Below are 20848 nucleotides of genomic sequence, written 5' to 3'. Positions count from 1 at the left end.
TTGATCCACCAATCTGGTTACCAAACGCGCGAGGGCAATCTCGCGCGTTTTCAACATTCAAGGGCGCAAGATGCTGCGTAAAATTCTCTTTCCATTGATCCTTGGCCTGGCGGGCTGCGGCGTGCTGATCAGCCTTGGTTTCTGGCAGGTCGATAGGCTGGCTGAAAAAGAAGCAATCCTTGCCGATATTAACGCGCGGCTGATGTCACCCCCTGTACCATTTTCGATCTTTGCCAACGAAACGGCGGATGAATACGCGCGCGTGTCCCTATCGGGTACGCCCACCGGGGAAGAACTGCATGTTTTGGTATCAGGCACCGAAGCGGGCACCGGCTACCGTGTTATCGCGCGGTTTGAAACCGCCTTGGGTGCCATCCTGATTGATCAAGGCCTGCTGGCGATCGACAACAAAGACGCTGAACCCCTGATCGCCCCCATGGACGTGACCGGTACGCTTTTGTGGCCTGATGATCAAAACAGCAGCACACCAGACCCTGACCTAGCCGCAAACATCTGGTTTGCCCGCAATGTCGAAATCATGGCCGAGGTGTTGAACACACTGCCCTTTATGGTTGTTGCCTCACAGACATCACCTGCGGACCCCCGCATAACACCGCTTCCTGTCAATACAGCATCCATCAAGAACGACCATTTCGAATATGCGGTCACATGGTTCTTGCTGGCCTTGGTCTGGGCGATTATGAGCTTGTATTTGATACGCCGCACCTTGCGCCCAAAGGACGCCCAAGACTGATGCGCTATATCTCGACCCGCGGCACAGCACCCGCCCTGAGTTTCGAAGAAGCGATGCTGACAGGGCTAGCCCGCGATGGCGGCCTTTATGTGCCCGAAGAGGTGCCAACCCTGACCGCGCGTCAGATCGCGGCGATGGCAGGCAAGTCTTACGAAGAGGTCGCTTATGACGTGATGCGCCCTTTTATCGGCGACACTTTCACAGACGATGAATTTCGCATTTTGATCACCAAAGCCTATGCCAGCTTCGGCCACGCCGCCCGCGCGCCTTTGGTGCAACTCGACAGCAATCATTACCTGCTTGAGCTGTTTCACGGTCCCACACTGGCGTTCAAAGATTTCGCCATGCAGCTGATCGGTCAGATGTTCCAGGCGGCCCTGACACGATCTGACGACCGCGTCACCATCGTTGGTGCGACGTCAGGCGATACCGGGTCTGCCGCGATTGAAGCGTTCCGCGGGCTCAAGGCCGTCGACGTCTTTATCATGTACCCACATGGTCGCGTGTCCGAAGTGCAGCGCCGCCAGATGACAACGCCGTCCGAGGCGAATGTGCATGCATTGGCGGTGGATGGTGACTTTGACGATTGCCAAGCGGCGGTCAAAGATATGTTCAACGATTTTGCCTTCCGCGAAGAGGTGAAACTGGCCGGTGTGAACTCCATCAACTGGGGGCGCGTGCTGGCGCAGGTCGTCTATTACTTTACTGCCGCCGTTTCACTGGGCGCACCGCACCGCGAGGTCAGCTTTACGGTGCCGACGGGCAACTTTGGCGATATCTTCGCCGGCTACATTGCCAAGAAGATGGGTCTGCCCATTGCAGATCTGGTCGTCGCCACCAACCGCAACGACATTCTGCATCGCACATTGGAAACAGGCACTTACACCAAAGAAGGTGTTGAACCCACGATCAGCCCGTCGATGGATATCCAAGTCAGTTCTAATTTCGAACGCGCGCTCTTTGATGCCTATAACCGCGATGGCGCGGCCGTTGCGGGCCAGATGGGCGACCTCAACCAAGGTGGTTTTCAGATCAGCCAAGGTGCCTATCAAATGCTGAAAGACACATTCAAATCAGGCCGCGCATCCGAAGATGAAACGCACGCCGCGATCAAAACTTACCTGACACATCACGGCGAACTGCTTTGCCCGCACACCGCTGTCGGCGTCCATGTGGCCGAGGCCCATCTTGGCACCACCCCTATGGTCACACTGGCCACAGCACACCCAGCTAAGTTTCCCGACGCCGTAAAAGCGGCATCAGGTATCACCGCGCCACTTCCCCCACGCATGGCGGACCTGTATGACCGATCAGAGCGCATCACGCGTGTCAAAAACGATCTGGCAGCACTTCAGGCTGTCATCAAGGAACGGATTAAGAATTGACCATCCAACTGCACACGCTGTCCAACGGCTTTCGCATCGTCACCGAAGATATGCCTGGGCTGAAATCAGCCTCTATCGGCATTTGGGTCCAGGCAGGCGGACGCCACGAACGGGTTGAGCAGAACGGGATCGCGCATTTCCTTGAACATATGGCGTTCAAAGGGACCAAGACGCGCAGTGCACTGCAGATCGCTGAAAGCATCGAAGACGTGGGCGGCTATATCAACGCCTACACCAGCCGCGAGATGACAGCGTATTATGCACGCGTGTTGGAAGACGACACGACGCTTGGCCTTGATGTGATTTCGGACATCTTATTGAACCCCGTTTTCGATCCCGCCGAGATCGAAGTCGAACGCGGCGTGATCCTGCAGGAAATCGGTCAAGCGCTCGACACGCCAGACGATATCATCTTCGACTGGCTGCAAGAGGTAGCCTATCCAGATCAGGCATTGGGGCGCACTATCCTTGGCCCATCCGAGCGGGTCAGCAGCTTTAGCCGCGATGATCTGCAAAGGTTTGTGGGTGAACATTATGGCCCCAATCAGATGATCCTGTCGGCGGCAGGGGCCATCGACCACGACGCGGTCATCGCACAGGCCGAAGCGCTGTTCGGCCATTTGCCAGCTGTCGCCCGCGCGCCAGACCTGATGCAGCCTGCCGCCTTTGGAGGTGGTGAGCGGCGCGAAAACAAGGACCTCGAACAGGTCCATTTTGCGCTGGCGCTTGAAGGGCCGACATACCTCGACCCTGCAATCTACACCGCGCAAATCTATGCCAATGCCATGGGCGGCGGTATGTCGTCGCGCTTGTTTCAGGAAATCCGCGAAAACCGCGGGCTTTGCTATACGATCTTTGCACAAGCTGGGGCCTATGAAGACACCGGCCTGACCACAATCTACGCTGGCACCAGCGCGGAACAGATCGGTGAATTGGCCAATATCACGATTGATGAAATGAAACGCGCCGCTGATGATATGAGCGCCGCAGAAGTTGCCCGCGCGCGCGCGCAGATGAAGGCGGGTCTGCTGATGGGCTTGGAAAGCCCTTCCAACCGGGCGGAACGTCTGGCACGGCTGTTGTCGATCTGGGGCCGCATCCCGAGTATCGACGAAACGATTGAACACATCGACGATGTCACCACAGGCGATGTTAAAGACCTCGCAGGTCAAATGGCTGGGCAGGCTGGTACGGCATTGGCCCTTTACGGCCCGGCAGAGGCCGCACCGACGCTGGACGCTTTGAGAGCGCGGTTGGCTGCGTAATGCTTGGGACCAAGAAAAAGGTCCGGATCGAAACTGAACGGCTGACACTGCGCCCGCCGATCCACAGCGACTTTCGCGCATGGGCCGGTTTGCGGCGCGACAGCGAAGCCTTTCTTAAACCATGGGAACCCACATGGGCGACCGACCATCTGTCGCGCAAGGCCTTCACCAACCGGGTCTATTGGGCGCAGCGGTCTATCGCGAACGGCACGGCGATGCCGCTGTTTCTGGTGCGGCGTGATGACAACGGCCTGCTGGGGGCAATCACGCTGGACCATATCAAACGCGGCCCATCGCAGTCGGGGATCACCGGCTATTGGATCGGCGAACCCTTTGCGCGACAAGGGTATATGCGCGAGGCCATTCAGGCGGTCGTACATCACGCCTTTACAGCACTGGACCTTAGCCGGATCGAGGCGGGGTGCCTGCCTGAAAACAACGCCTCACGCGATTTGCTTGAAAAATGCGGCTATAAATACGAAGGCGTCGCCCAAAGCTATCTGCAAATCAACGGGCGGTGGCGCAACCATGTGCTCTATGCCAACCTGCGCGGTGACAGGCGCGGCAAGACCGATGTGGGCTAATGCGTCTGGCTTTCGCGCAGGTGCGTTGCTGAATTGCCAGCGGCTGAACGCCGCGCCCGATGGTATCTAAAGGATTAGACCTTGTCTTATTGCTGGCCTATCATCCGCCGAATGGTCACGGTAAAGAGTAATGCCACCTAAACACCCCAACCGGTTATTTCAGAACAAAACACCCAGCAACCGCTTAAGGCAGTTATCGTCCATTGCAGAAGCAGAAGCTTTGGGCAGTGTAGAGTTCTTCACCCATATCGGGCTGCTGGTGTTTGGGGGCGTTGCCGGTGGGATCGTGTTTGGCATGTGGTCCCCGCTGCTGGTTGTCATGGTCCATATCAGCGTTCTGACGTTGGAAAAATGGACAGCCAAGCGCGTTGTAAAGGCTCAGCGCGCATCGCTTTACTGGCCGGTGCTTGGATTACTTTTCATACGCGCATCCACATTTTCGGCGATCTGTGTCCATGTATGGACCTTTGACGGGGATGTTTTCAAGTTCGTGACCACAGCGCTTCTTGTCGCGGCGACTATCAATATCTTTGTCTATCATGCCACGCATTCTGAAATCATCGTCGCCGTTTTTGTTCCGGTTTGGATTGGCTACCTTGTAATCACCGCGCTTGCCTTCATCGAGTTTGGCCTCGCGGTAGAGCCTTTTATGTTCCTACTGACCGCGTGTTGTATCCTGCCATATTTCCTGCTCGCCCTTAAGTCTGCGCAGGAAAGATGGACCAAAAATGACATTATCCAGCAATCTTTCAACCATACGCAAAAGCTTGATGCGCTGGGCCATCTGGTTGCCGGGGTGGCGCATGATTTCAATAACATACTTACCGTGACACGCGGCAACGCCGAACTGTTGTCGGGCACTGTTGGTCAGGCGCAGGATGAACTGGTCAATGAGATCGTAAAGGCAAGTGATCGTGGTGCTGCTTTAGCCGGGCAGCTTTTGGCATTTGGCAGGCGTAGCATGCTGTCGCCCGAACCTATCCAGATCGAACCTTTCTTCGAAGATATCCAAACCCTTTTGCAAAGGGTGCTGCCAGAGAACATCCAGTTGGTGTTTTCCGTTGCGCCTGACGTGCCAACCGTATTTGTCGACAAACACCAATTGGAAACGGCACTTGTGAACCTTGCGACGAATGCGCGCGACGCGATCACTGGCGCGGGCCGCATTGACATCACGGCAGAGGCGATCGCTTTTGATGGTAGCGATCTGGGGCAGACCGAAACTAATCTGGCACCGGGCGAATACGTTATGATCAGCGTCGCTGATGATGGTGCCGGTATCCCTGATGATTTGCAGGAAAGCATCTTTGATCCGTTTTTTACGACCAAGCCCGTTGGCAAAGGGTCGGGCCTTGGCCTGCCGATGGTCATCGGGTTCGCCGAACAATCGTCCGGCGGCGTGCGCCTTGAAAGCAACGTTGGTTACGGCACGCGCGTGACATTGTTTTTCCCTGTGATGCAAGACGCCAGCGGGAACGATCCAGACAGTCGGTAAAGCACCGGTGCGGTGTGTTTGCGTCTCTCAACTTTGTGGCTGTTGTCAGCATGGTTGGTACAGCCTGCGGTTTTCTCTTGTGTTACGTCTTGCACAAGTGTCGTGTGACGCCATGAAGCTGAATGGTCCCTTCCTTTTTATTCTGGCCACCCTGATGATCGACGCGATTGGCATCGGGATCGTGTTCCCGATTATGCCCGACTTGATGGACCGGGTCGGTGCAGGCAGCACAGCCGAAGGTGCGTTCTGGGGTGGCATCATGATGTCTGCCTATGCTGCCGCCATGTTCGTTTTTGGGCCCATTATTGGCAGCCTTTCAGACGCTTACGGGCGCAGGCCTGTTCTGATCGCGGCCCTTCTGACGTTGACGATTGACTACGTGATCATGGCATTGGCGCAGACCTATTGGGTGCTGCTTGTCGGGCGCGTCATCGCGGGGATGGCGGGTGCGACCTATATCACGGCCACAGCCTATATCGCCGATATTGCCAAACCCGACGAACGCGGGGCCGCCTTTGGTATGATCGGGGCGGCCTTTGGTGTCGGTTTTGTACTGGGGCCTGCACTGGGTGGTGTCGCTTCTGGCTGGCATATCACGGCGCCGTTCTGGATTGCGGCAGGGCTGTCAGCGGCAAATGTGGCTTTTGGTATTTTCGTCCTGCCTGAATCCCTGAAAGACAAGAACCGCCGCCCCTTTGGCAGGCGCGACCTGAACCCCTTTGGCACAATCAGGCGGGCATTCCTGATCCCCGGTCTTGCGATCCCGCTGATCTGTATCTTCGTCTTTGAGTTTGCGAATATGGTCTATCCAACGCTTTGGGCTTTTTGGAGCCGCGAAGTTTTTGGCTGGGACGGGTTTACCATTGGCCTGACTTTGTCGGCCTATGGTGTGCTTATCGCTGTCGTGCAGGCTGGCGTGTTGCCGCAAATGACAAAGCGCTTTGGCGATTTCAGAACCCTTGTCATCGCAATCGTCGCGGCTGTGATCAGCATGATCGGCTTTGGCTTCACGGGTGCTGTCTGGGCCGTAGTTATATTTTTGCCCTTTGCCGCACTTTCCGACATGGCGCCGCCGCTAATGACTGCCTTTGCCGCCAATTGCGCCGAGGAAGACCAACAAGGATTGGTTCAGGGTGTCATTGCATCGTTATCATCTATCGCGGCGGTGGCCGCCCCGCTGACCCTGACGGGCGTGTTTGAGCGGTTTGTAAATGGCGGCGGCATCTACCTGCCGGGTGCCCCTTATCTACTGGCGGCATTATTGGTTGTCGCAATTGTGCCGCTGATCTTACGGCTTAAGGACGCCAAATAGACGTGACAGCGCTGCTAAAGCGTTTTCATCCGCCCCAGGACGTCCAGCCCCTGCAAATGCAGAAAATGCAGCATGTCGATGAAAATCCAGTTCTCGGCCAGCTTATCACCATCGCGGCGGTACATATCGACCACACGCATTTCTGACCGTCCACCAGCGGGCATTCCCAGATACCCCCCGCCATTTGTGACACTCAGGTTTGCCCAGCCAAAGAAGCCGCCAAAGTTGCCTTCCGCCAAACGGCAGATATGGCCGTTATACACGCGATCCCTGATTTGACTGCGGAACGGTTGCTGGTGCTGTTCGACATAGCGGTCAATAGTATAGGTCGCGCCAATCCCATCCGGCCCCCACCAGATAAAATCGTCATGCCATGTTTGGGCCAATTCTTCTTGCGGGCTATTGTATTTCTTATGCGTATTGATGTCGCCAATCATCGCATTCACCAGCTCAAGCGTTTTTTGCCCTTGTGCCGGATCGGCGTCATCAAACAGTAATCCGTCATGGGTGGCAGGCCCCGGCTGCACCAGATGCATGCCTGTTTGCGGGGGCAGGGGGTATTGGCCAGCTTGGTTCATCAAATGGATCAAATCACAGAACATCGCTGTTTCAACGATCTTGCCGTCGACGACTTTGTTAAACTCTGCATAGCGCAGCATCGCGATCCGGCGGTTTGGTTTGATCCCCACGAAGGGCGCATCAAAAAGCCCCATTAGGTGGCCCATCGAAATCACCCAGACCGATTGGAAACCATCTATTTCGTTATGTCCGGCAATGAAAATATCCTGCCGGCGCTGGACCTTGGTCATGGCGCTTAGGAAAGGGGCCCAGAAACTTTCGGCCACAGCCTGCGCGCCATATTGTTCGTAAAACGGGTGCATTCCGCGCCAGTGCCAGTCGTCGCTTGTCCGCTCGGCCAGAACCGATGCGACGGTGTCAGGCGTGGCTTTGGCCAGCGCATCATAATGGGCGCGCACCAGCGCTTTTTCAGATTGAAATGACATGAATTTAGCCTTTCACAGCACCCGCAGTCAGACCAGAGACGATCTGTTTTTGGAAGAAGATGATCATCACGAAAAGCGGTGCGGTGATCGACACAACCGCGGCAACTGCAAACATGACGTTGCCCTTTGTCTGCGTTGTCCCAAGAAAGCTGACCAGCTTTGGCACCATCGTCTGGTTTTCCTTGCTGAGCAGCATCGTGGTCACGGCAAAGTCGTTATAGGCCAGCAGGAAACTGAACAGGCCTGTGGTAATGACGCCGGGCCACATCACCGGAATGATGACATGGCGAAATGCCTGAAAGCGGGTGCAGCCATCAACCATCGCACTTTCGTCCAGATCTTTGGGGATGTTCTTAAAGAACGCATGCAGCATCCACAGGGTGAAAGGCTGGTTAATCGCCACAAGCACAATGATGGTCGTGCTTAGATGCCCCCAAAGGTTCCATTCAAAAAACGGTAGCAAATAACCGGATACCAGCGTCAGTGGCGGCATCGCACGGAACATCAGCGCGAATAGCAAAAACCAGAACGCATAGCGATAAGTGGACCGGGACAAGGCATATCCGCCCAAAGTGCCGCAGGTCAGCGAGATCGTGACGACGCACACACAGACGATGAATGTGTTCAGGGCCGCGCGCCAAAACTCTTCCTGCACCCACGCGCCGTAATAGCCATCACCAGTGAAACTTCCGCCGGTTTCGGTAATCGTCAATGTCCCAAAAAGTGAATTGGCCCAGTTTGCCTTGGAAAAGAAATCGCCCTCAACTTTGAACGATCCCCAAAGGGTCCAGATGAAAGGGAAGGCGGCCATGATCAGCCACAGGCCCAGAAAACCATAGGCTACAATTTTGGTCGTCGGGGAAAGGCGGGTTGCTTTTGACATCAGATCACCGTGCCTTTCCAAAATCGCGCCATGTGCGCACAAGGACCGGCGACAGCAAGATCGCCACACCAATAATGGTCAGAACCGACGTGGCGGCGGCGGATGACAATAGCCGCGTTTCGCCACCCAGATCATTGAAGATCGCGAACGATAATGATCGGGCATGGGCTTGCGCGCTGAAACTCACGATGGGTTCAAAGACGCGAAAGTTGTCCATCAGCTGGATCAAGGCGATAAACGTGGTCAGCGGCACCAGATGCGGGATAACCACATAGCGAATGCGCTGCCAGCGGGTGGCGCCATCAATCATAGCCGCCTCAAGTGTGTCGGTGTTCACGGTTTGCAAGCCCGCATAGTAAACGATGAACGCAAATGGCGCCGACGACCAAATGCCGTAAACCATCAACATGATCCACATCAGCGGGGTCGATGCCTTGACCGACAGGTTTGGATCATCAGCCAACCATTGCAAGCCAGCCCCAAGAACACCGCGCGCATCGACCATCCAGAACAGGACAAGCGCCCCTACGATCGGGGTCACGATCATCGGCAAGAGCGACAGAAAGATCGTTGGCCCGCGCATGGCCCGGGCGACGGCATTCACACCAATGGCAATCAGGAAGCCAAAAATGATCGTCAGCGGTGTCACAATGGCTGTGTAGGTCAGCGTAAAGGCAATCGCGTCATAAAACGGCAGGTTCATCAGCGTGCCAGCGAAATCGCGCATACTGACAGAACTGGTCCACGCCTCGCCCACTTCTGCAAAAGCAAGGTGGTTGCGGTCTTTGTAAATCTCCAGGCCCGCCCATTGGCCCAAAGGCTGGGCTTCGCGCAGGGCGGCGGTCGCTTCCTGATCAACTGATTCAGAGACGGTGCAGCCAAAGGGGCCGCAGTTTTCAACTTCAATGATGACCTGCTCATGCTCTTGATACAGCGACTGGGTCACGACTGAAACGATAGGGAAGGCGATAAATGTGAGCATCAGCAGGGCTGATGGCAGGACAAACCAGAAGAATGAGGAGTGTTTCATGTGATTTGCCCCAAATCAAAAAGCGGGAAGGCGGGCGTGCGCCTTCCCGGTGGTTTCCTTACTGCAGGAAGCCTTTTTCGGTCGCCGCAGCGGTATAAGCTGCTTCGACGTCTGCCAATGTCTGCTCGGCACTTTCGTTGCCTTGCAGGAAGTCAGCGATGTTGTCGCCCAATGCCGTGTGCAGCAGGCCCTGGAAGGGGCGCATCGGATAGGGCCGTGAACCTGCCGCGACAGATGCCAGCACACCTTCGTTTACAGGTGCGGCTTCAAAGCCATTCATCAGCCAAACAGCCTGGCTCATGGTTTCATCGTTCAGGATGTCGGATGACACGCCTGCTGCCATTGCCTGAAACGTTGCAGCCGCATCCGCGTCGCTGACGTTCTTGGCGACGGTCCAGCCGTCCCACCACAAGGTTGTTGCTGGTGTGCCGCTGTCACCAACGGTCAACGGGCCAGACACAGCCGTGTTTTCATAAACCTCGGGCGCGGAACCTTCGTCATCCATCAGAACACCGGTCCGGCTGCCCCACATGTTCATCAGCGCCACGTTACCTGCTTCCCACTCAGCTGATGTCGCGTTGCTGTCGTGTGTCAGATAGTCAGGGTTCATGTATGCGGTCAGCGCCTTCATCATTTCCAGCGCTTCTACACCTTGGGCGTTGTTGATGCTGACTTCGGCGGTGCCGGGCGTGAAGAATTCGCCACCCGTACCGATATACATATTGGTGAATTCCTGCGCGAGGTTCCAACCCGCAGCATAAGACCCGCCAACAGGGTATTCCATGACGCCAGCGGCGCGAATGGCCTCGGCCGCAGCAAGAACCTCTTCGTAGGACGTTGGTACATCCAGTCCAAGCTGTTCAAGCACGTCCGCGCGGTAAACCAGATGCTGGGCGTTCGCCATAAAGGCGACAGCCATGACTTTACCGTCAACGGTGATCAATTGCTGCTGCGGAATATCCTGCCCGTATTGCGCAACAAGATCATCAAGCGGGCGAATAACGTCTTCATTGATCAATGCCACGATGGACGAGTTTGCAACAATCGCCGTTGTGTATTCGGCAGGGTTACCTGTCATGCCAGCCACGTTCAGCGTTTGGTGGTCAGCGGTCAGGTTCGCGCTGAAGTCGACGCCTTCACATGCGCCGGCGGCGGCGGCAACTGTTTGGATCGCCGGGAATTCGTTGCCAATGATGCTGACACGACCGTCCGCTTCACACGCATAAGCGCCCGTTGCAGTGAGCGCTGCAACAGCAGTACCCAACATAGCATTTTTCCAGATTTTCATGTGATAAGAACCTCCCAGTTGTTCTTTACGTCCCGGACTTTCCCGGATTTTCGATTGATTTACGAATCGGATTCGCTTTGCATACGTTTGCAAGTTAACCTGCAAAGGCAGTTACCACGCAAGCATTTTGCGGGTGAAAAGAAAGAATTTATCGTTCTTCCAATTAGGACTTGCCAGATTTTCGGAATCGCTCCAGTCTTTTTGCAAACGTATGCAAGGGGCGCATTATGGCCGAAATTCAGCTACGCAAAGTATCAAAGCGGTGGGGGTCCTTTGTGGGTGTTCAAAGTTTTGATCTGACAATTGCCGATCAAGAGTTCCTCGTTCTGCTTGGGCCATCAGGTTGCGGCAAGACCACAACGATGCGGATGATCGCCGGGCTAGAAGACGTCACAGACGGCGATATTCTGGTTGATGGCAAGCGTATCAACGACCTTGAGCCCAAGGATCGGGACGTGGCAATGGTGTTCCAAAGCTACGCGCTTTATCCCAACCTCAACGTTTATGAAAACATCCGCTTCCCGCTGAAAGTGCGGGGCATTCCGCAGTCTGAACATGAAGAGCGGGTGATGCGTGCCTCTGCCATGGTGGAGCTTGATGAATTTCTGCACCGCAAACCCGCAGAGCTTTCGGGCGGTCAGCGCCAGCGCGTGGCGCTCGCCCGTGCCATCGTGCGTGAACCCAACGTCTTTTTGATGGATGAACCGCTGTCCAATCTTGACGCCAAACTGCGCGTCTCGACCCGGGCGCAGATCAAGAACCTTAGTCACGAACTGAAGGTGACAACGATCTACGTGACCCACGACCAAATCGAAGCGATGACACTGGCAGACCGTGTTGTCGTGATGAGCAAAGGGGTCGTCCAGCAGGTTGGCACACCGACTGAAATCTACGACAACCCGGCCAATACCTTCGTTGCAGGGTTTATCGGTTCCCCTGCTATGAACCTTGTGGATGGTGAGGTGTCGAACGGCACCTTTACCGCCAAGAACATGTCAATCGCTGGCCTGCCCACAACACATTCCGGGCCTGTCACCCTCGGCTTCCGGGCCGAGGACGCAACCGTCGCGGCAAGCGATGCTGAGATCAATTCCGCTGTCTACTCGCTCGAACTTCTGGGCGAGGCGACGATGGTGACCATGCGGGCGGGCGGTACAATTGTGTCGGTTAAGTCCGGCAAGGATTACCGCGTCGAAATTGGCGAAGCCGTGCACGCCAGTATTCCAGCTGAGATATGCCACCTGTTTGACCAAAAAACAGGTGAGCGCATCTGACATCGTCGGCTGACCATCACCAAACAAGAAAACGAATAGGACGCCGCATGACGCGCGATGCCAAATCCCAAGCTTCCCTTGATGCCGTCAAAGCGATGGAACAGGGGCTGGCCAACAACGAAATGGACATGCTGAAGTATTTCACCGAAAGCTTCACATGGCGCGGCAACCAAGGGTGCGGGACCAAAAACGGGGTTCACGCCTTCCAACGCAACTGGCAATGGCCCTTGCGGGCGGCCTTTACCGACCGGGACTACAAGACTGATCAATTCCTCGCCGATGGCGAATGGGCCGCCTGTTTCGGGCACATCGAAGGCACGCACACAGGCACTTTTATGGGCATCCCCGCCACCGGCAAACGCGTCAAAATCCCTTACATGGATTTCTGGCGGGTTGAGGACGGACGCATCGCCGACAACCCCGTTTCTGTCGATTTCGCATCCGTCATGATGCAACTTGGCGTCGATGTCTTCGGCGGTGAAGGTTGGGAGAAATACGACAACGGCGACGCCGAACCGCCCAAGCCAGAAGGATACTGATGTCCCACCTGGCCAACAAACAGATCGCAAAAACCTACCTAGATGCGTTCGCGCACCCCGGCGGGCACGAGGCAGCCGTGCGCACCTTTTTTGCGCCTGACGCTGTGATCCACCACAGTCACCCCTTCAACGATCTTGCGGGGCCAGACGCCTACATCAACGCCTTCCTCGCCCCCCTGCAATCCGCCTTCCAAGGGCTATTCCGCCGCGACTACATCCTGACTGGCGGGCACTATGACAACGCCGATTGGGTCACCTGCACTGGCTACTATGCCGGCCATTTCGCGCAAGACTGGCTGGGCATCAAAGCGACCGATACGTTGTCCTATCTTCGCGTCGGCGAATTCCACCGTATGGAGAATGGGCAGGCCGTCGAAAGCTGGATTTACCTCGACATCCCCGAACTGATGATCGCCGCAGGCCAGTGGCCCATCAAAGACAGCCCAGGCCGCGACCGCGGCTATACCGGCCCGCATCGTGGCCCGGCTACGCAGGACGGCTTTCAGTTGCACGACAACGACCCCGCCCGCAGCGCAAGCTCCGCCAAGATGGTCACCAACATGCTCAAGAGCCTCGCAACCGAGGACGAAGCATGGCGCCCTTACTGGCATGACAACATGGTCTGGTATGGCCCGGCGGCTTTCGGGTCTTTCGTTGGCATCGAAAACTTCGCAGGCTTTCAGGTGCCGTTTGAAGGGGCTTTCTCGCTCTGGACAGGCGGCGCATCCGGCAACGGGGTCACGCAACATCTGACCCGCGCCGCTGACGGCGATTACATCTGGAGCGCGGGTTGGCCGTCGCTCATGTGTGTGCGCAAAGGCCCGTTTCTGGATCAACCGCCCACAACCGACACGTTGCTGATGCGGGTGTGCGACTGGTGGCGGCGCGAAGGCGATCTGCTGGTCGAAAACTGGGTTTTCGTCGATATTCCTGACGTCCTTTTGCAAATGGGCGTCGATCTTTTCCCCGGGTTTCACGACGTGGACCCCGGCCCCCGCATGACATCTTAAGAGGTCCGCAAAATGGCAATCACCTATCTCAAATCCGGTAAACCCGAAGCAGAGCGCGCCGAAGATGACGCTAAGGTCCGCGGCATCGTGGAAACCACTCTGGGCGATATCGAAAAGCGCGGCGACGCGGCGGTGCGGGAATTGTCCGAAAAATTCGACAAATACTCGCCCCCCAACTTCCGCCTCAGCCAGTCCGAGATCGAAGCGGCCATGTCCAAAGTTGCCACCCGCGACATGGAAGATATCAAATTCGCGCAGGACCAGATCCGCAACTTCGCGCAAGCACAACGGGCGTCGATGACCGATATCGAGGTTGAAACCATCCCCGGCGTGATCCTCGGCCACAAAAACATCCCCGTGCAATCAGTGGGCTGCTATGTCCCCGGCGGCAAATTCCCCATGGTCGCCTCCGCGCATATGTCGGTCCTCACCGCCTCGGTGGCCGAAGTTCCCCGCATCGTGGCGTCTGCACCGCCGCAAAACGGCGCCCCGCATCCAGCCATTGTCGCCGCGATGCATATGGGCGGCGCGCATGAAATCTACGTCCTTGGCGGCATGCAAGCCGTGGGTGCGATGGCACTAGGCACGCAAACGGTAGACCCGGTGCATATGATTGTGGGCCCTGGCAACGCCTTTGTCGCCGAAGCCAAGCGCCAGCTTTTCGGACGGGTGGGCATCGACCTTTTCGCCGGTCCAACCGAAACAATGGTCATCGCAGACGACACGGTTGATGCTGAACTTTGTGCGACTGACCTTTTGGGACAGGCCGAACACGGCTATAACTCTCCTGCGGTGCTGCTGACCAACTCCGAAAAGCTTGCCAAAGAAACGCTGGCCGAGATTGATCGCATCCTCGAAATCCTGCCAACAGCAGAAACCGCGCGGACCTCGTGGGACGACTACGGCGAAGTCATCCTTTGCGACACCTATGATGAAATGCTGGCAGTGGCAGATGATATCGCGTCGGAACACGTGCAGGTGATGACCGACCGCGACGACTGGTTCTTGGAAAACATGACATGCTATGGCGCACTTTTCCTTGGGCCACGCACAAATGTGGCCAACGGTGACAAAGTCATCGGCACCAACCACACGCTGCCCACTAAAAAAGCGGGGCGTTATACCGGCGGGCTTTGGGTCGGAAAATTCCTCAAGACCCACAGCTACCAAAAAGTGCTCACAGACGAAGCGGCGACGCTGGTCGGTGAATACGGCTCGCGGCTTTGCATGCTGGAAGGGTTCGTTGGACACGCCGAACAATGCAACATCCGCGTGCGCCGCTATGGCGGCAAAAACGTGGCCTACGGCACAGCCGCCGAATGACCCAGCCACATATTATCTTGCCTCAAAAAGGCCCGCCGAAAGCACCCCAGCCTTCGGTGGGTAGGGCACGTTGATATGCAAACCACCCGCCCCAACAAACGCAAACCCCAAAGCTACAGCGGCCTAGAAGACCTTGGGCGTGTGCGGCTCTCGCAGCATTTCTTTATGCGGGATTTTCTCTATTCTGAGATCGGAAATTTCCACGGCATCCAAAATATCCCCGATGATCCGAACCTAGCGATTATGGCAGGTGAAAAACTTTGCGAAGAACTGCTTGATCCGTTGACCGAAACCTTCGGCCCGATCGCTGTGCGCTCCGCTTATCGGTCACCGTCGCTTAACCACTACGGGGCGACGCAAGCCAAACCCCAACGCTGTTCACGCAATGAAGTCAATTATGCGCACCACATCTGGGATATCCGCGATGGCAAAGGGCGCATGGGCGCTTGTGCGAGCATTGTTATCCCTTGGTTCGCTGACCAGTTTGATCAAGGGCGCGATTGGCGCGATCTGGCATGGTGGATCCATGATCATCTGCCCTACCACGCGATGTATTTCTTCCCCAAACTCGCGGCCTTTAACCTGACATGGCGCGAAAATCCCGACCGCACAATCGGCAGCTACATTGCCCCCAAAGGCACCCTCCTCGGTGCCGGCAAAACACCGGCAGAGGATGACAAGGCACGCGCCGCCCGCTATGCAGATTTTCCAGCCTATCGTGGCATCTCTTATCCAGCAGGGCGCGCTTAAATGACACTTCCACAAACCCCATCCTTTCGGCTTGACGGCAAACGGGCACTTGTTGCGGGCGGTTCCTCTGGTATCGGACTGGCCTGTGCTGCCGCATTGGCCGAGGCCGGGGCAGAGGTGACGCTTTCGGCGCGCAACACAGCCAAGCTGGATGCGGTCGTCCAACAAATGCGCGACGCAGGTTTTCAGGCCAATGCCATCGCAATGGACGTCGTAGACGTTGCCGCGACAGAAGCTGCCGTCGCTGAACACGGCCCCTTCGATATCCTCGTGAATTCCGCTGGCTTCGCGATCCATTCGCCTGCCGTCGACACGAAAGAAGCCGACTTTGATGCCGTCTCGGACATCAACTTCAAAGGGGCCTACTTCCTTACCCGCGCGGTTGCCAAAGGTCTGCTTGCCGCGGGCAAACCCGGCAGCCTGATCAACATCACCAGCCAGATGGCCCATGTCGGCGGGATTGACCGGGCCGTCTATTGCAGCACGAAATTCGCCGTCGAAGGGTTTACCAAAGCGATGGCGATTGAATGGGGCAAGCAGGGTATCCGGGTCAACACGATCTGCCCCACCTTCATTCGCACGCCACTGACAGAACAGACGTTCAACAATCCAGATCGGGTTGCGTGGATCATGGACAAAATCAAACTGGGCCGTATCGGTGAAGTCACCGACATCATGGGCCCTGTTGTCTACCTTGCCTCTGATGCCTCGGCGCTGATGACCGGCACGCACATGCTGATTGACGGGGGTTGGACGGCAGACTGATGGTCAAAGTTACCTCTCTTCAGGTTGCGGAACGCGCTGGCGTCAGCCAGTCGGCGGTCAGCCGGGTGTTCACACCCGGCGCCTCTGCCAGCGCCAAAACGGTTGAGAAGGTGCGCCGCGCCGCTCAGGAACTTGGCTACCGCCCCAACATGATGGCCCGCGCGATGATCACCGGCAAAAGCCGGATTATCGGGCTGGTCGTAGCGTATCTGGACAATCAATTTTACCCGCTCGCCCTGCAACTGCTGTCCAATGCATTGCAAGAAAAGGGCTATCATATCCTCGTCTTTACGGCGTCAAACAGCCAAGGGGCAGCCGAAGAAGTCATGCAAGAACTGCTTGATTATCAAGTCGACGGGATCATCACAGCCTCGGTCGGTATGACCAACGACCTGACCAAACGCTGCACGGCCGCCGGCATTCCAGTTGTGATGTTCAACCGCGGGCAAGAAGGTGCACAGGTGTCCTCGGTCACCTCAGCCAACAAAACGGGTGGGGCGACGGTGGCTGAATTCCTGCTGTCGTGTGGGCACACACACATTGGACATATCAGCGGCTGGTCGGGCTCCTCGACCGGGCGCGACCGGCAGGCCGGATTTTGCGAGGCCCTTGCCCGGCACGATATCACCCCGCAGATTATTGATGGCATGTTTGACCGTGAAACTGCCGCCGCCGCCGCACAAGCGATGATGGAAAGTGCCACGCCACCCGACGCAATCTTCGTCGGCAATGACCATATGGCCTTTGCCGTACTCGATACGCTGCGTCAGGAAATGGGGCTTAGTGTGCCGGACGATGTTGCCATTATCGGCTATGACGACGTCCCGCTTGCCGCATGGCCCGCCTACAACCTCAGCACCATGCGCCAATCTGTGAACCGCATGGTTGAGGCGACGGTCGACGCACTGATTACCCGGATCGAAAATCCATCGACACCTGCGCAACGCATTGAAATAGACAGCCCGCTGATCCAGCGCGGCACCACCAAAGGACCAAAGACATGAAAGGTTTTTCCAACCGCTGGAAAGATTTCCCCGACTATATCATCGGGATCACCAAGGAAATCTGGGAGGACCGGGGCGTCGGCACGCTGAACCACTATTACGCGCCAGACATTCCTGTGCGGTCGCCGATGGGCATCCAAAAGGGCAACCAAGACGTGATTGCCGCAACAATGGCGACGATCAACGAATTCCCCGACCGGGAACTACTCGGCGAAGATGTGATCTGGTCAGGTGACGAGAACACAGGCTACCTCTCATCCCATAGGCTGCTGACCAAAGCGACGCATACCCGCGACGGCCAATTTGGACCGGCAACAGGCAAGAAATGGCAAGTCTATGTGATCGCTGATTGTGCGGCAAAAGAAGACACCATCTATGACGAATGGCTGGTGCGCGACTATGGTGGGATCGTCCGGCAACTGGGCATGAACCCGCGTGACTATGCAGCAGAGGTGATCGCCATTGAGGGTGGCAAGGATAAGGCGGGCAAGCCATTTACACCTGCTGTGGACGTCGATGGTGGCTATCATGGCACCGGAAATAACAACCAATGGGGTCAACGCTACGCCGATACATTGACCCGCATCATGAACCACGATTTTACCCATATCCGCGACAGCTATGATCGGGCCTGTATTGGTGAATATGCCGGGGCCAAACGGGCCGTTGGTTGGGAAGACATCCTGGAATTTTGGGTTGGTCTGCGGTCGTCCTTTCCGCACGCAGAGTTCAAAATACATCACCAGATTGGCATGGATGCCGACATGCTGTCGCCGCGTGCCGCGATCCGCTGGTCACTTGACGGCAAACACGACGGGTGGGGCAGCTTTGGCGAACCCACTGGCGCGTATGTGCACGTCATGGGCATGTGCCACGCCGAGTTCGGACCCTACGGCCCGGATGGTGTCGGCTTGCGCCGCGAATTCGCGCTTTATGATGAAATCGCCATCTGGAAGCAGATCTTGATGCATGCAGGAGACCAAGCATGACCCCATCCGAGATGGAATCCCGCATCGTCCGCTATGGTGATCTGCAACCTTGCAAAACCGCCTTCATTGACGCACACACCCCAGGGTCTGATCAAAAGGAAAACTTCACGATCATTGGCGGCGGCGTGTCCGAAAGCCCTGATCAGCATGTCCATATCGGTATTCCGCATGGGTTCAACATTGGGGCTGCGGGTCAACCGCCGCGGGTGCGCAACTCCTTGCATGACCATCACACAGCCGAGGTGTTTTTTGTCCTGAAAGGCAAATGGCGCTTCTTCTGGGGCCGCTGGGGCGACGCGGGCGAGGTCGTGTTGGAAGAAGGTGACATCTTCAACATCCCAACCGGCATCTTCCGCGGGTTCGAAAACATCGGCACCGACTATGGGATGATTATGGCCGTGCTTGGTGGCGATGATGCTGGCGGCGGCGTGATGTGGGCACCGCAAGTGATCGAAGACGCGGCAGACCATGGTCTGATCTTGGGCGACAACGGTAAGCTTTATGACACCAAGCGCCAGCAGCAACTGCCAGATGGTGTGGGGCCGATGCCGCTGATGTCAGAGGCCGAACTGGCCAAACGGCCAGAGCCGACAACAGCCGAGGTGTTGCCCAACCACGTCGCGCGCTATTGGGACCTTTACGCGCTTGCCGATAAAAAACCGGCGCGCGTGATTGGTGAAAACGGCATCCTGCGTGACAAGCCGGGGTTCGCAATCGACTTTATCACCCGTGGCTCTGCGACCGACGCCAAACACAGCCATCCCTTCCCCTGCGTCCTGATGCCCATGCGCGGGCATTGGCGGGTGACGTGGGATGGTGGCACCGCAACGCTGGCCCCGGGTGACACCATGTCTGTGCCTGAAAATGTGGCGCATAGCGTTGTGCCGTCGATGACGGGTGAGGCAAGCCTGTACCACATCGTGGCAACAGGCGATCCAGCGGGCGCGACCTGGAAAGGTTAACCGCGCGCCGTAAGCCAGCTGTACATACAACATGTGTACAGGTTGTGTACGCAATACATACAAAACAAGGATGATGAAATGTCGAAAGTCTTAACAACACACGTAGGGTCATTGCCCCGCACCCAAGAAGTCGTCGATTTCATCTTCGCCCGTGAAAACGGAAACGCCTATGACGCAGGTGACTTTGACGCAACAATGACGGCGGCTGTTTCAGAAACCGTGCAAAAACAAGTAGATGCCGGGATTGATATTGTCAGCGACGGCGAGACGTCCAAGATCAGTTACGCCACTTACGTCAAAGACCGCTACACCGGTTTCGACGGTGACAGCCCACGCAATGCACCTGCCGACCTCAAGCAATTTCCAAGCTTTCTCAAACGCTTGGCCGATGACGGCGGCACTCCGCAATACGCCCGACCCATGTGCGTGGGCGAGGTGAAATCCAAAGGGCAGGGCGAGTTGGAAAAGGACATCGCCAACCTTAAGGCAGCGATGGCCGAACATGGGGCCGAACGAGGCTTTATGAATGCGGCCTCACCCGGTGTTATCTCTTTGTTTTTGCAGAATGATTACTACAAGTCGCGTGAGGATTACCTTGCCGCTTTGGCCGATGCGATGAAGACGGAATATGAAACGATCGTGGCCTCCGGCCTTGATCTGCAACTCGACTGTCCCGACCTCGCACTGTCACGTCATATGTTGTTTAACGATTTGTCGGATGATGAATTCCTCAAGATTGCTGCAAGCCATGTCGAGGCGTTGAATTATGCGTTGTCGGATGTGCCAGCGGAAAAAGTGCGCGTGCATATCTGTTGGGGCAATTACGAAGGGCCGCACGTTTGCGACATTCCAATGTCCAAAATGTTCGACACGCTGATGGCCACCAAGTCGCAGTATGTGCTGTTTGAAACGTCGAACCCGCGCCACGGGCATGAATGGTCCGTCTTCCGTGATCGCGCAAAAGATATCCCTGATAACAAGGTGTTAGTGCCTGGTGTCGTGGACACAACGACAAACTTTGTCGAACACCCTGATCTAGTGGCCGAACGTGTCGCGCGGTTTGTGAACATCGTTGGCGCAGACCGTGTGATCGCGGGATCGGATTGTGGCTTTGGCACCTTCGCTGGTTTCGGCGCGGTCGATCCTGAAATCGCCTATGCCAAGCTGGGCGCATTGTCAGAAGGCGCGGCGCGGGCCAGCTAATCTGGTTGGACGTCCTGCATTTTTGGGCC

General features: G+C 56.5%; 20 protein-coding genes. 16 read left to right on the top strand and 4 right to left on the bottom strand.

The features are described from left to right. Positions 1–70 precede the first annotated feature (70 nt). The 6 genes from RCCS2_RS02080 (at position 71) to RCCS2_RS02055 (ending at position 6795) form a co-directional block, all read left to right on the top strand. A complete protein-coding gene (locus RCCS2_RS02080; protein ID WP_008230937.1) occupies positions 71–754 on the top strand; it encodes an SURF1 family protein in 684 nt (227 codons plus the stop codon). Next, positions 754–2139, top strand: a complete 1386-nt coding sequence (gene thrC, locus RCCS2_RS02075) for a threonine synthase (RefSeq protein ID WP_008230936.1) — start codon at positions 754–756, stop codon at positions 2137–2139. Before RCCS2_RS02080 ends, thrC begins: the two co-directional genes overlap by 1 nt. Continuing rightward, positions 2136–3404: a M16 family metallopeptidase gene (locus tag RCCS2_RS02070; RefSeq protein WP_008230935.1), complete on the top strand. Its 1269-nt coding sequence runs from the start codon at positions 2136–2138 to the stop codon at positions 3402–3404. The genes thrC and RCCS2_RS02070 overlap by 4 nt, the downstream gene beginning before the upstream one ends. Next, positions 3404–3988: a GNAT family N-acetyltransferase gene (locus RCCS2_RS02065; RefSeq protein ID WP_008230934.1), complete on the top strand. Its 585-nt coding sequence runs from the start codon at positions 3404–3406 to the stop codon at positions 3986–3988. The genes RCCS2_RS02070 and RCCS2_RS02065 overlap by 1 nt, the downstream gene beginning before the upstream one ends. A 130-nt stretch (positions 3989–4118) precedes the next feature. After that, positions 4119–5483, top strand: coding sequence for a sensor histidine kinase (locus tag RCCS2_RS17800; protein WP_008230924.1), 1365 nt, complete (start codon positions 4119–4121; stop codon positions 5481–5483). A 112-nt stretch (positions 5484–5595) separates the two neighbouring features. Beyond that, the gene (locus RCCS2_RS02055; RefSeq protein ID WP_008230923.1) at positions 5596–6795 is read left to right on the top strand and encodes a tetracycline resistance MFS efflux pump; all 1200 of its coding nucleotides are present in this window, start codon (positions 5596–5598) and stop codon (positions 6793–6795) included. 14 nt (positions 6796–6809) lie between these two features. Here the strand turns inward: RCCS2_RS02055 and RCCS2_RS02050 are convergent, their stop codons facing one another. Genes RCCS2_RS02050 through RCCS2_RS02035 form a run of 4 tightly spaced genes read right to left on the bottom strand, consistent with a single transcriptional unit; the run spans position 6810 to position 11000 of the window. Further along, entirely contained in the window at positions 6810–7799 is a 990-nt protein-coding gene (locus tag RCCS2_RS02050; RefSeq protein ID WP_008230922.1) for a nuclear transport factor 2 family protein, read from the bottom strand. A gap of 4 nt (positions 7800–7803) precedes the next feature. Further along, the gene (locus RCCS2_RS02045; protein ID WP_008230920.1) at positions 7804–8682 is read right to left on the bottom strand and encodes a carbohydrate ABC transporter permease; all 879 of its coding nucleotides are present in this window, start codon (positions 8680–8682) and stop codon (positions 7804–7806) included. Between the two features lie 4 nt (positions 8683–8686). Next, positions 8687–9712 (bottom strand): carbohydrate ABC transporter permease, encoded by a 1026-nt coding sequence (locus RCCS2_RS02040; RefSeq protein WP_008230919.1) that lies wholly within the window; start codon positions 9710–9712, stop codon positions 8687–8689. 58 nt (positions 9713–9770) lie between these two features. Then, complete coding sequence (locus RCCS2_RS02035) at positions 9771–11000, bottom strand: ABC transporter substrate-binding protein (RefSeq protein ID WP_008230918.1); 1230 nt, start codon at positions 10998–11000, stop codon at positions 9771–9773. Positions 11001–11227: 227 nt separating this feature from the next. On the opposite strand from RCCS2_RS02035, the gene RCCS2_RS02030 reads away from it, so the two are divergent. From RCCS2_RS02030 to RCCS2_RS01985, 10 genes are all read left to right on the top strand, one after another. Further along, on the top strand, positions 11228–12274 hold the full coding sequence (locus RCCS2_RS02030) for an ABC transporter ATP-binding protein (protein WP_008230917.1): 1047 nt from the start codon (positions 11228–11230) through the stop codon (positions 12272–12274). Positions 12275–12321: 47 nt separating this feature from the next. Beyond that, entirely contained in the window at positions 12322–12813 is a 492-nt protein-coding gene (locus RCCS2_RS02025; RefSeq protein ID WP_008230916.1) for an ester cyclase, read from the top strand. Further along, positions 12813–13823 (top strand): nuclear transport factor 2 family protein, encoded by a 1011-nt coding sequence (locus RCCS2_RS02020; protein ID WP_008230915.1) that lies wholly within the window; start codon positions 12813–12815, stop codon positions 13821–13823. Before RCCS2_RS02025 ends, RCCS2_RS02020 begins: the two co-directional genes overlap by 1 nt. A 12-nt stretch (positions 13824–13835) precedes the next feature. Then, entirely contained in the window at positions 13836–15146 is a 1311-nt protein-coding gene (gene hisD / locus RCCS2_RS02015; RefSeq protein ID WP_008230914.1) for a histidinol dehydrogenase, read from the top strand. A 75-nt stretch (positions 15147–15221) separates the two neighbouring features. After that, positions 15222–15896, top strand: a complete 675-nt coding sequence (locus RCCS2_RS02010) for a hypothetical protein (RefSeq protein WP_008230913.1) — start codon at positions 15222–15224, stop codon at positions 15894–15896. Further along, positions 15897–16661 (top strand): SDR family NAD(P)-dependent oxidoreductase, encoded by a 765-nt coding sequence (locus RCCS2_RS02005; RefSeq protein WP_008230912.1) that lies wholly within the window; start codon positions 15897–15899, stop codon positions 16659–16661. Continuing rightward, the gene (locus RCCS2_RS02000) at positions 16661–17665 is read left to right on the top strand and encodes a LacI family DNA-binding transcriptional regulator (protein WP_008230911.1); all 1005 of its coding nucleotides are present in this window, start codon (positions 16661–16663) and stop codon (positions 17663–17665) included. The genes RCCS2_RS02005 and RCCS2_RS02000 overlap by 1 nt, the downstream gene beginning before the upstream one ends. Further along, positions 17662–18654 (top strand): nuclear transport factor 2 family protein, encoded by a 993-nt coding sequence (locus RCCS2_RS01995; RefSeq protein WP_008230908.1) that lies wholly within the window; start codon positions 17662–17664, stop codon positions 18652–18654. The genes RCCS2_RS02000 and RCCS2_RS01995 overlap by 4 nt, the downstream gene beginning before the upstream one ends. After that, complete coding sequence (locus RCCS2_RS01990; RefSeq protein WP_008230906.1) at positions 18651–19616, top strand: cupin domain-containing protein; 966 nt, start codon at positions 18651–18653, stop codon at positions 19614–19616. Before RCCS2_RS01995 ends, RCCS2_RS01990 begins: the two co-directional genes overlap by 4 nt. A 78-nt stretch (positions 19617–19694) precedes the next feature. Next, the gene (locus tag RCCS2_RS01985; protein WP_008230905.1) at positions 19695–20819 is read left to right on the top strand and encodes a cobalamin-independent methionine synthase II family protein; all 1125 of its coding nucleotides are present in this window, start codon (positions 19695–19697) and stop codon (positions 20817–20819) included. Positions 20820–20848 lie beyond the last annotated feature (29 nt).

The organism is Roseobacter sp. CCS2 (genome assembly GCF_000169435.1).
Lineage (GTDB): Bacteria > Pseudomonadota > Alphaproteobacteria > Rhodobacterales > Rhodobacteraceae > Yoonia.
Note: the sequence above shows the minus strand (reverse complement) of the source record. Positions and strands in the feature narration are given on the sequence as shown.

Bases quoted from the DNA above. Each gene is read 5' to 3' on its own strand.
- RCCS2_RS02080 (WP_008230937.1), top strand. From the start codon at position 71: ATGCTGCGTAAAATTCTCTTTCCATTGATCCTTGGCCTGGCGGGCTGC.
- thrC (WP_008230936.1), top strand. From the start codon at position 754: ATGCGCTATATCTCGACCCGCGGCACAGCACCCGCCCTGAGTTTCGAA.
- RCCS2_RS02065 (WP_008230934.1), top strand. From the start codon at position 3,404: ATGCTTGGGACCAAGAAAAAGGTCCGGATCGAAACTGAACGGCTGACA.
- RCCS2_RS17800 (WP_008230924.1), top strand. From the start codon at position 4,119: ATGCCACCTAAACACCCCAACCGGTTATTTCAGAACAAAACACCCAGC.
- RCCS2_RS02055 (WP_008230923.1), top strand. From the start codon at position 5,596: ATGAAGCTGAATGGTCCCTTCCTTTTTATTCTGGCCACCCTGATGATC.
- RCCS2_RS02050 (WP_008230922.1), bottom strand. From the start codon at position 7,799: ATGTCATTTCAATCTGAAAAAGCGCTGGTGCGCGCCCATTATGATGCG.
- RCCS2_RS02045 (WP_008230920.1), bottom strand. From the start codon at position 8,682: ATGTCAAAAGCAACCCGCCTTTCCCCGACGACCAAAATTGTAGCCTAT.
- RCCS2_RS02040 (WP_008230919.1), bottom strand. From the start codon at position 9,712: ATGAAACACTCCTCATTCTTCTGGTTTGTCCTGCCATCAGCCCTGCTG.
- RCCS2_RS02035 (WP_008230918.1), bottom strand. From the start codon at position 11,000: ATGAAAATCTGGAAAAATGCTATGTTGGGTACTGCTGTTGCAGCGCTC.
- RCCS2_RS02030 (WP_008230917.1), top strand. From the start codon at position 11,228: ATGGCCGAAATTCAGCTACGCAAAGTATCAAAGCGGTGGGGGTCCTTT.
- RCCS2_RS02025 (WP_008230916.1), top strand. From the start codon at position 12,322: ATGACGCGCGATGCCAAATCCCAAGCTTCCCTTGATGCCGTCAAAGCG.
- RCCS2_RS02020 (WP_008230915.1), top strand. From the start codon at position 12,813: ATGTCCCACCTGGCCAACAAACAGATCGCAAAAACCTACCTAGATGCG.
- hisD (WP_008230914.1), top strand. From the start codon at position 13,836: ATGGCAATCACCTATCTCAAATCCGGTAAACCCGAAGCAGAGCGCGCC.
- RCCS2_RS02010 (WP_008230913.1), top strand. From the start codon at position 15,222: ATGCAAACCACCCGCCCCAACAAACGCAAACCCCAAAGCTACAGCGGC.
- RCCS2_RS02005 (WP_008230912.1), top strand. From the start codon at position 15,897: ATGACACTTCCACAAACCCCATCCTTTCGGCTTGACGGCAAACGGGCA.
- RCCS2_RS02000 (WP_008230911.1), top strand. From the start codon at position 16,661: ATGGTCAAAGTTACCTCTCTTCAGGTTGCGGAACGCGCTGGCGTCAGC.
- RCCS2_RS01995 (WP_008230908.1), top strand. From the start codon at position 17,662: ATGAAAGGTTTTTCCAACCGCTGGAAAGATTTCCCCGACTATATCATC.
- RCCS2_RS01990 (WP_008230906.1), top strand. From the start codon at position 18,651: ATGACCCCATCCGAGATGGAATCCCGCATCGTCCGCTATGGTGATCTG.
- RCCS2_RS01985 (WP_008230905.1), top strand. From the start codon at position 19,695: ATGTCGAAAGTCTTAACAACACACGTAGGGTCATTGCCCCGCACCCAA.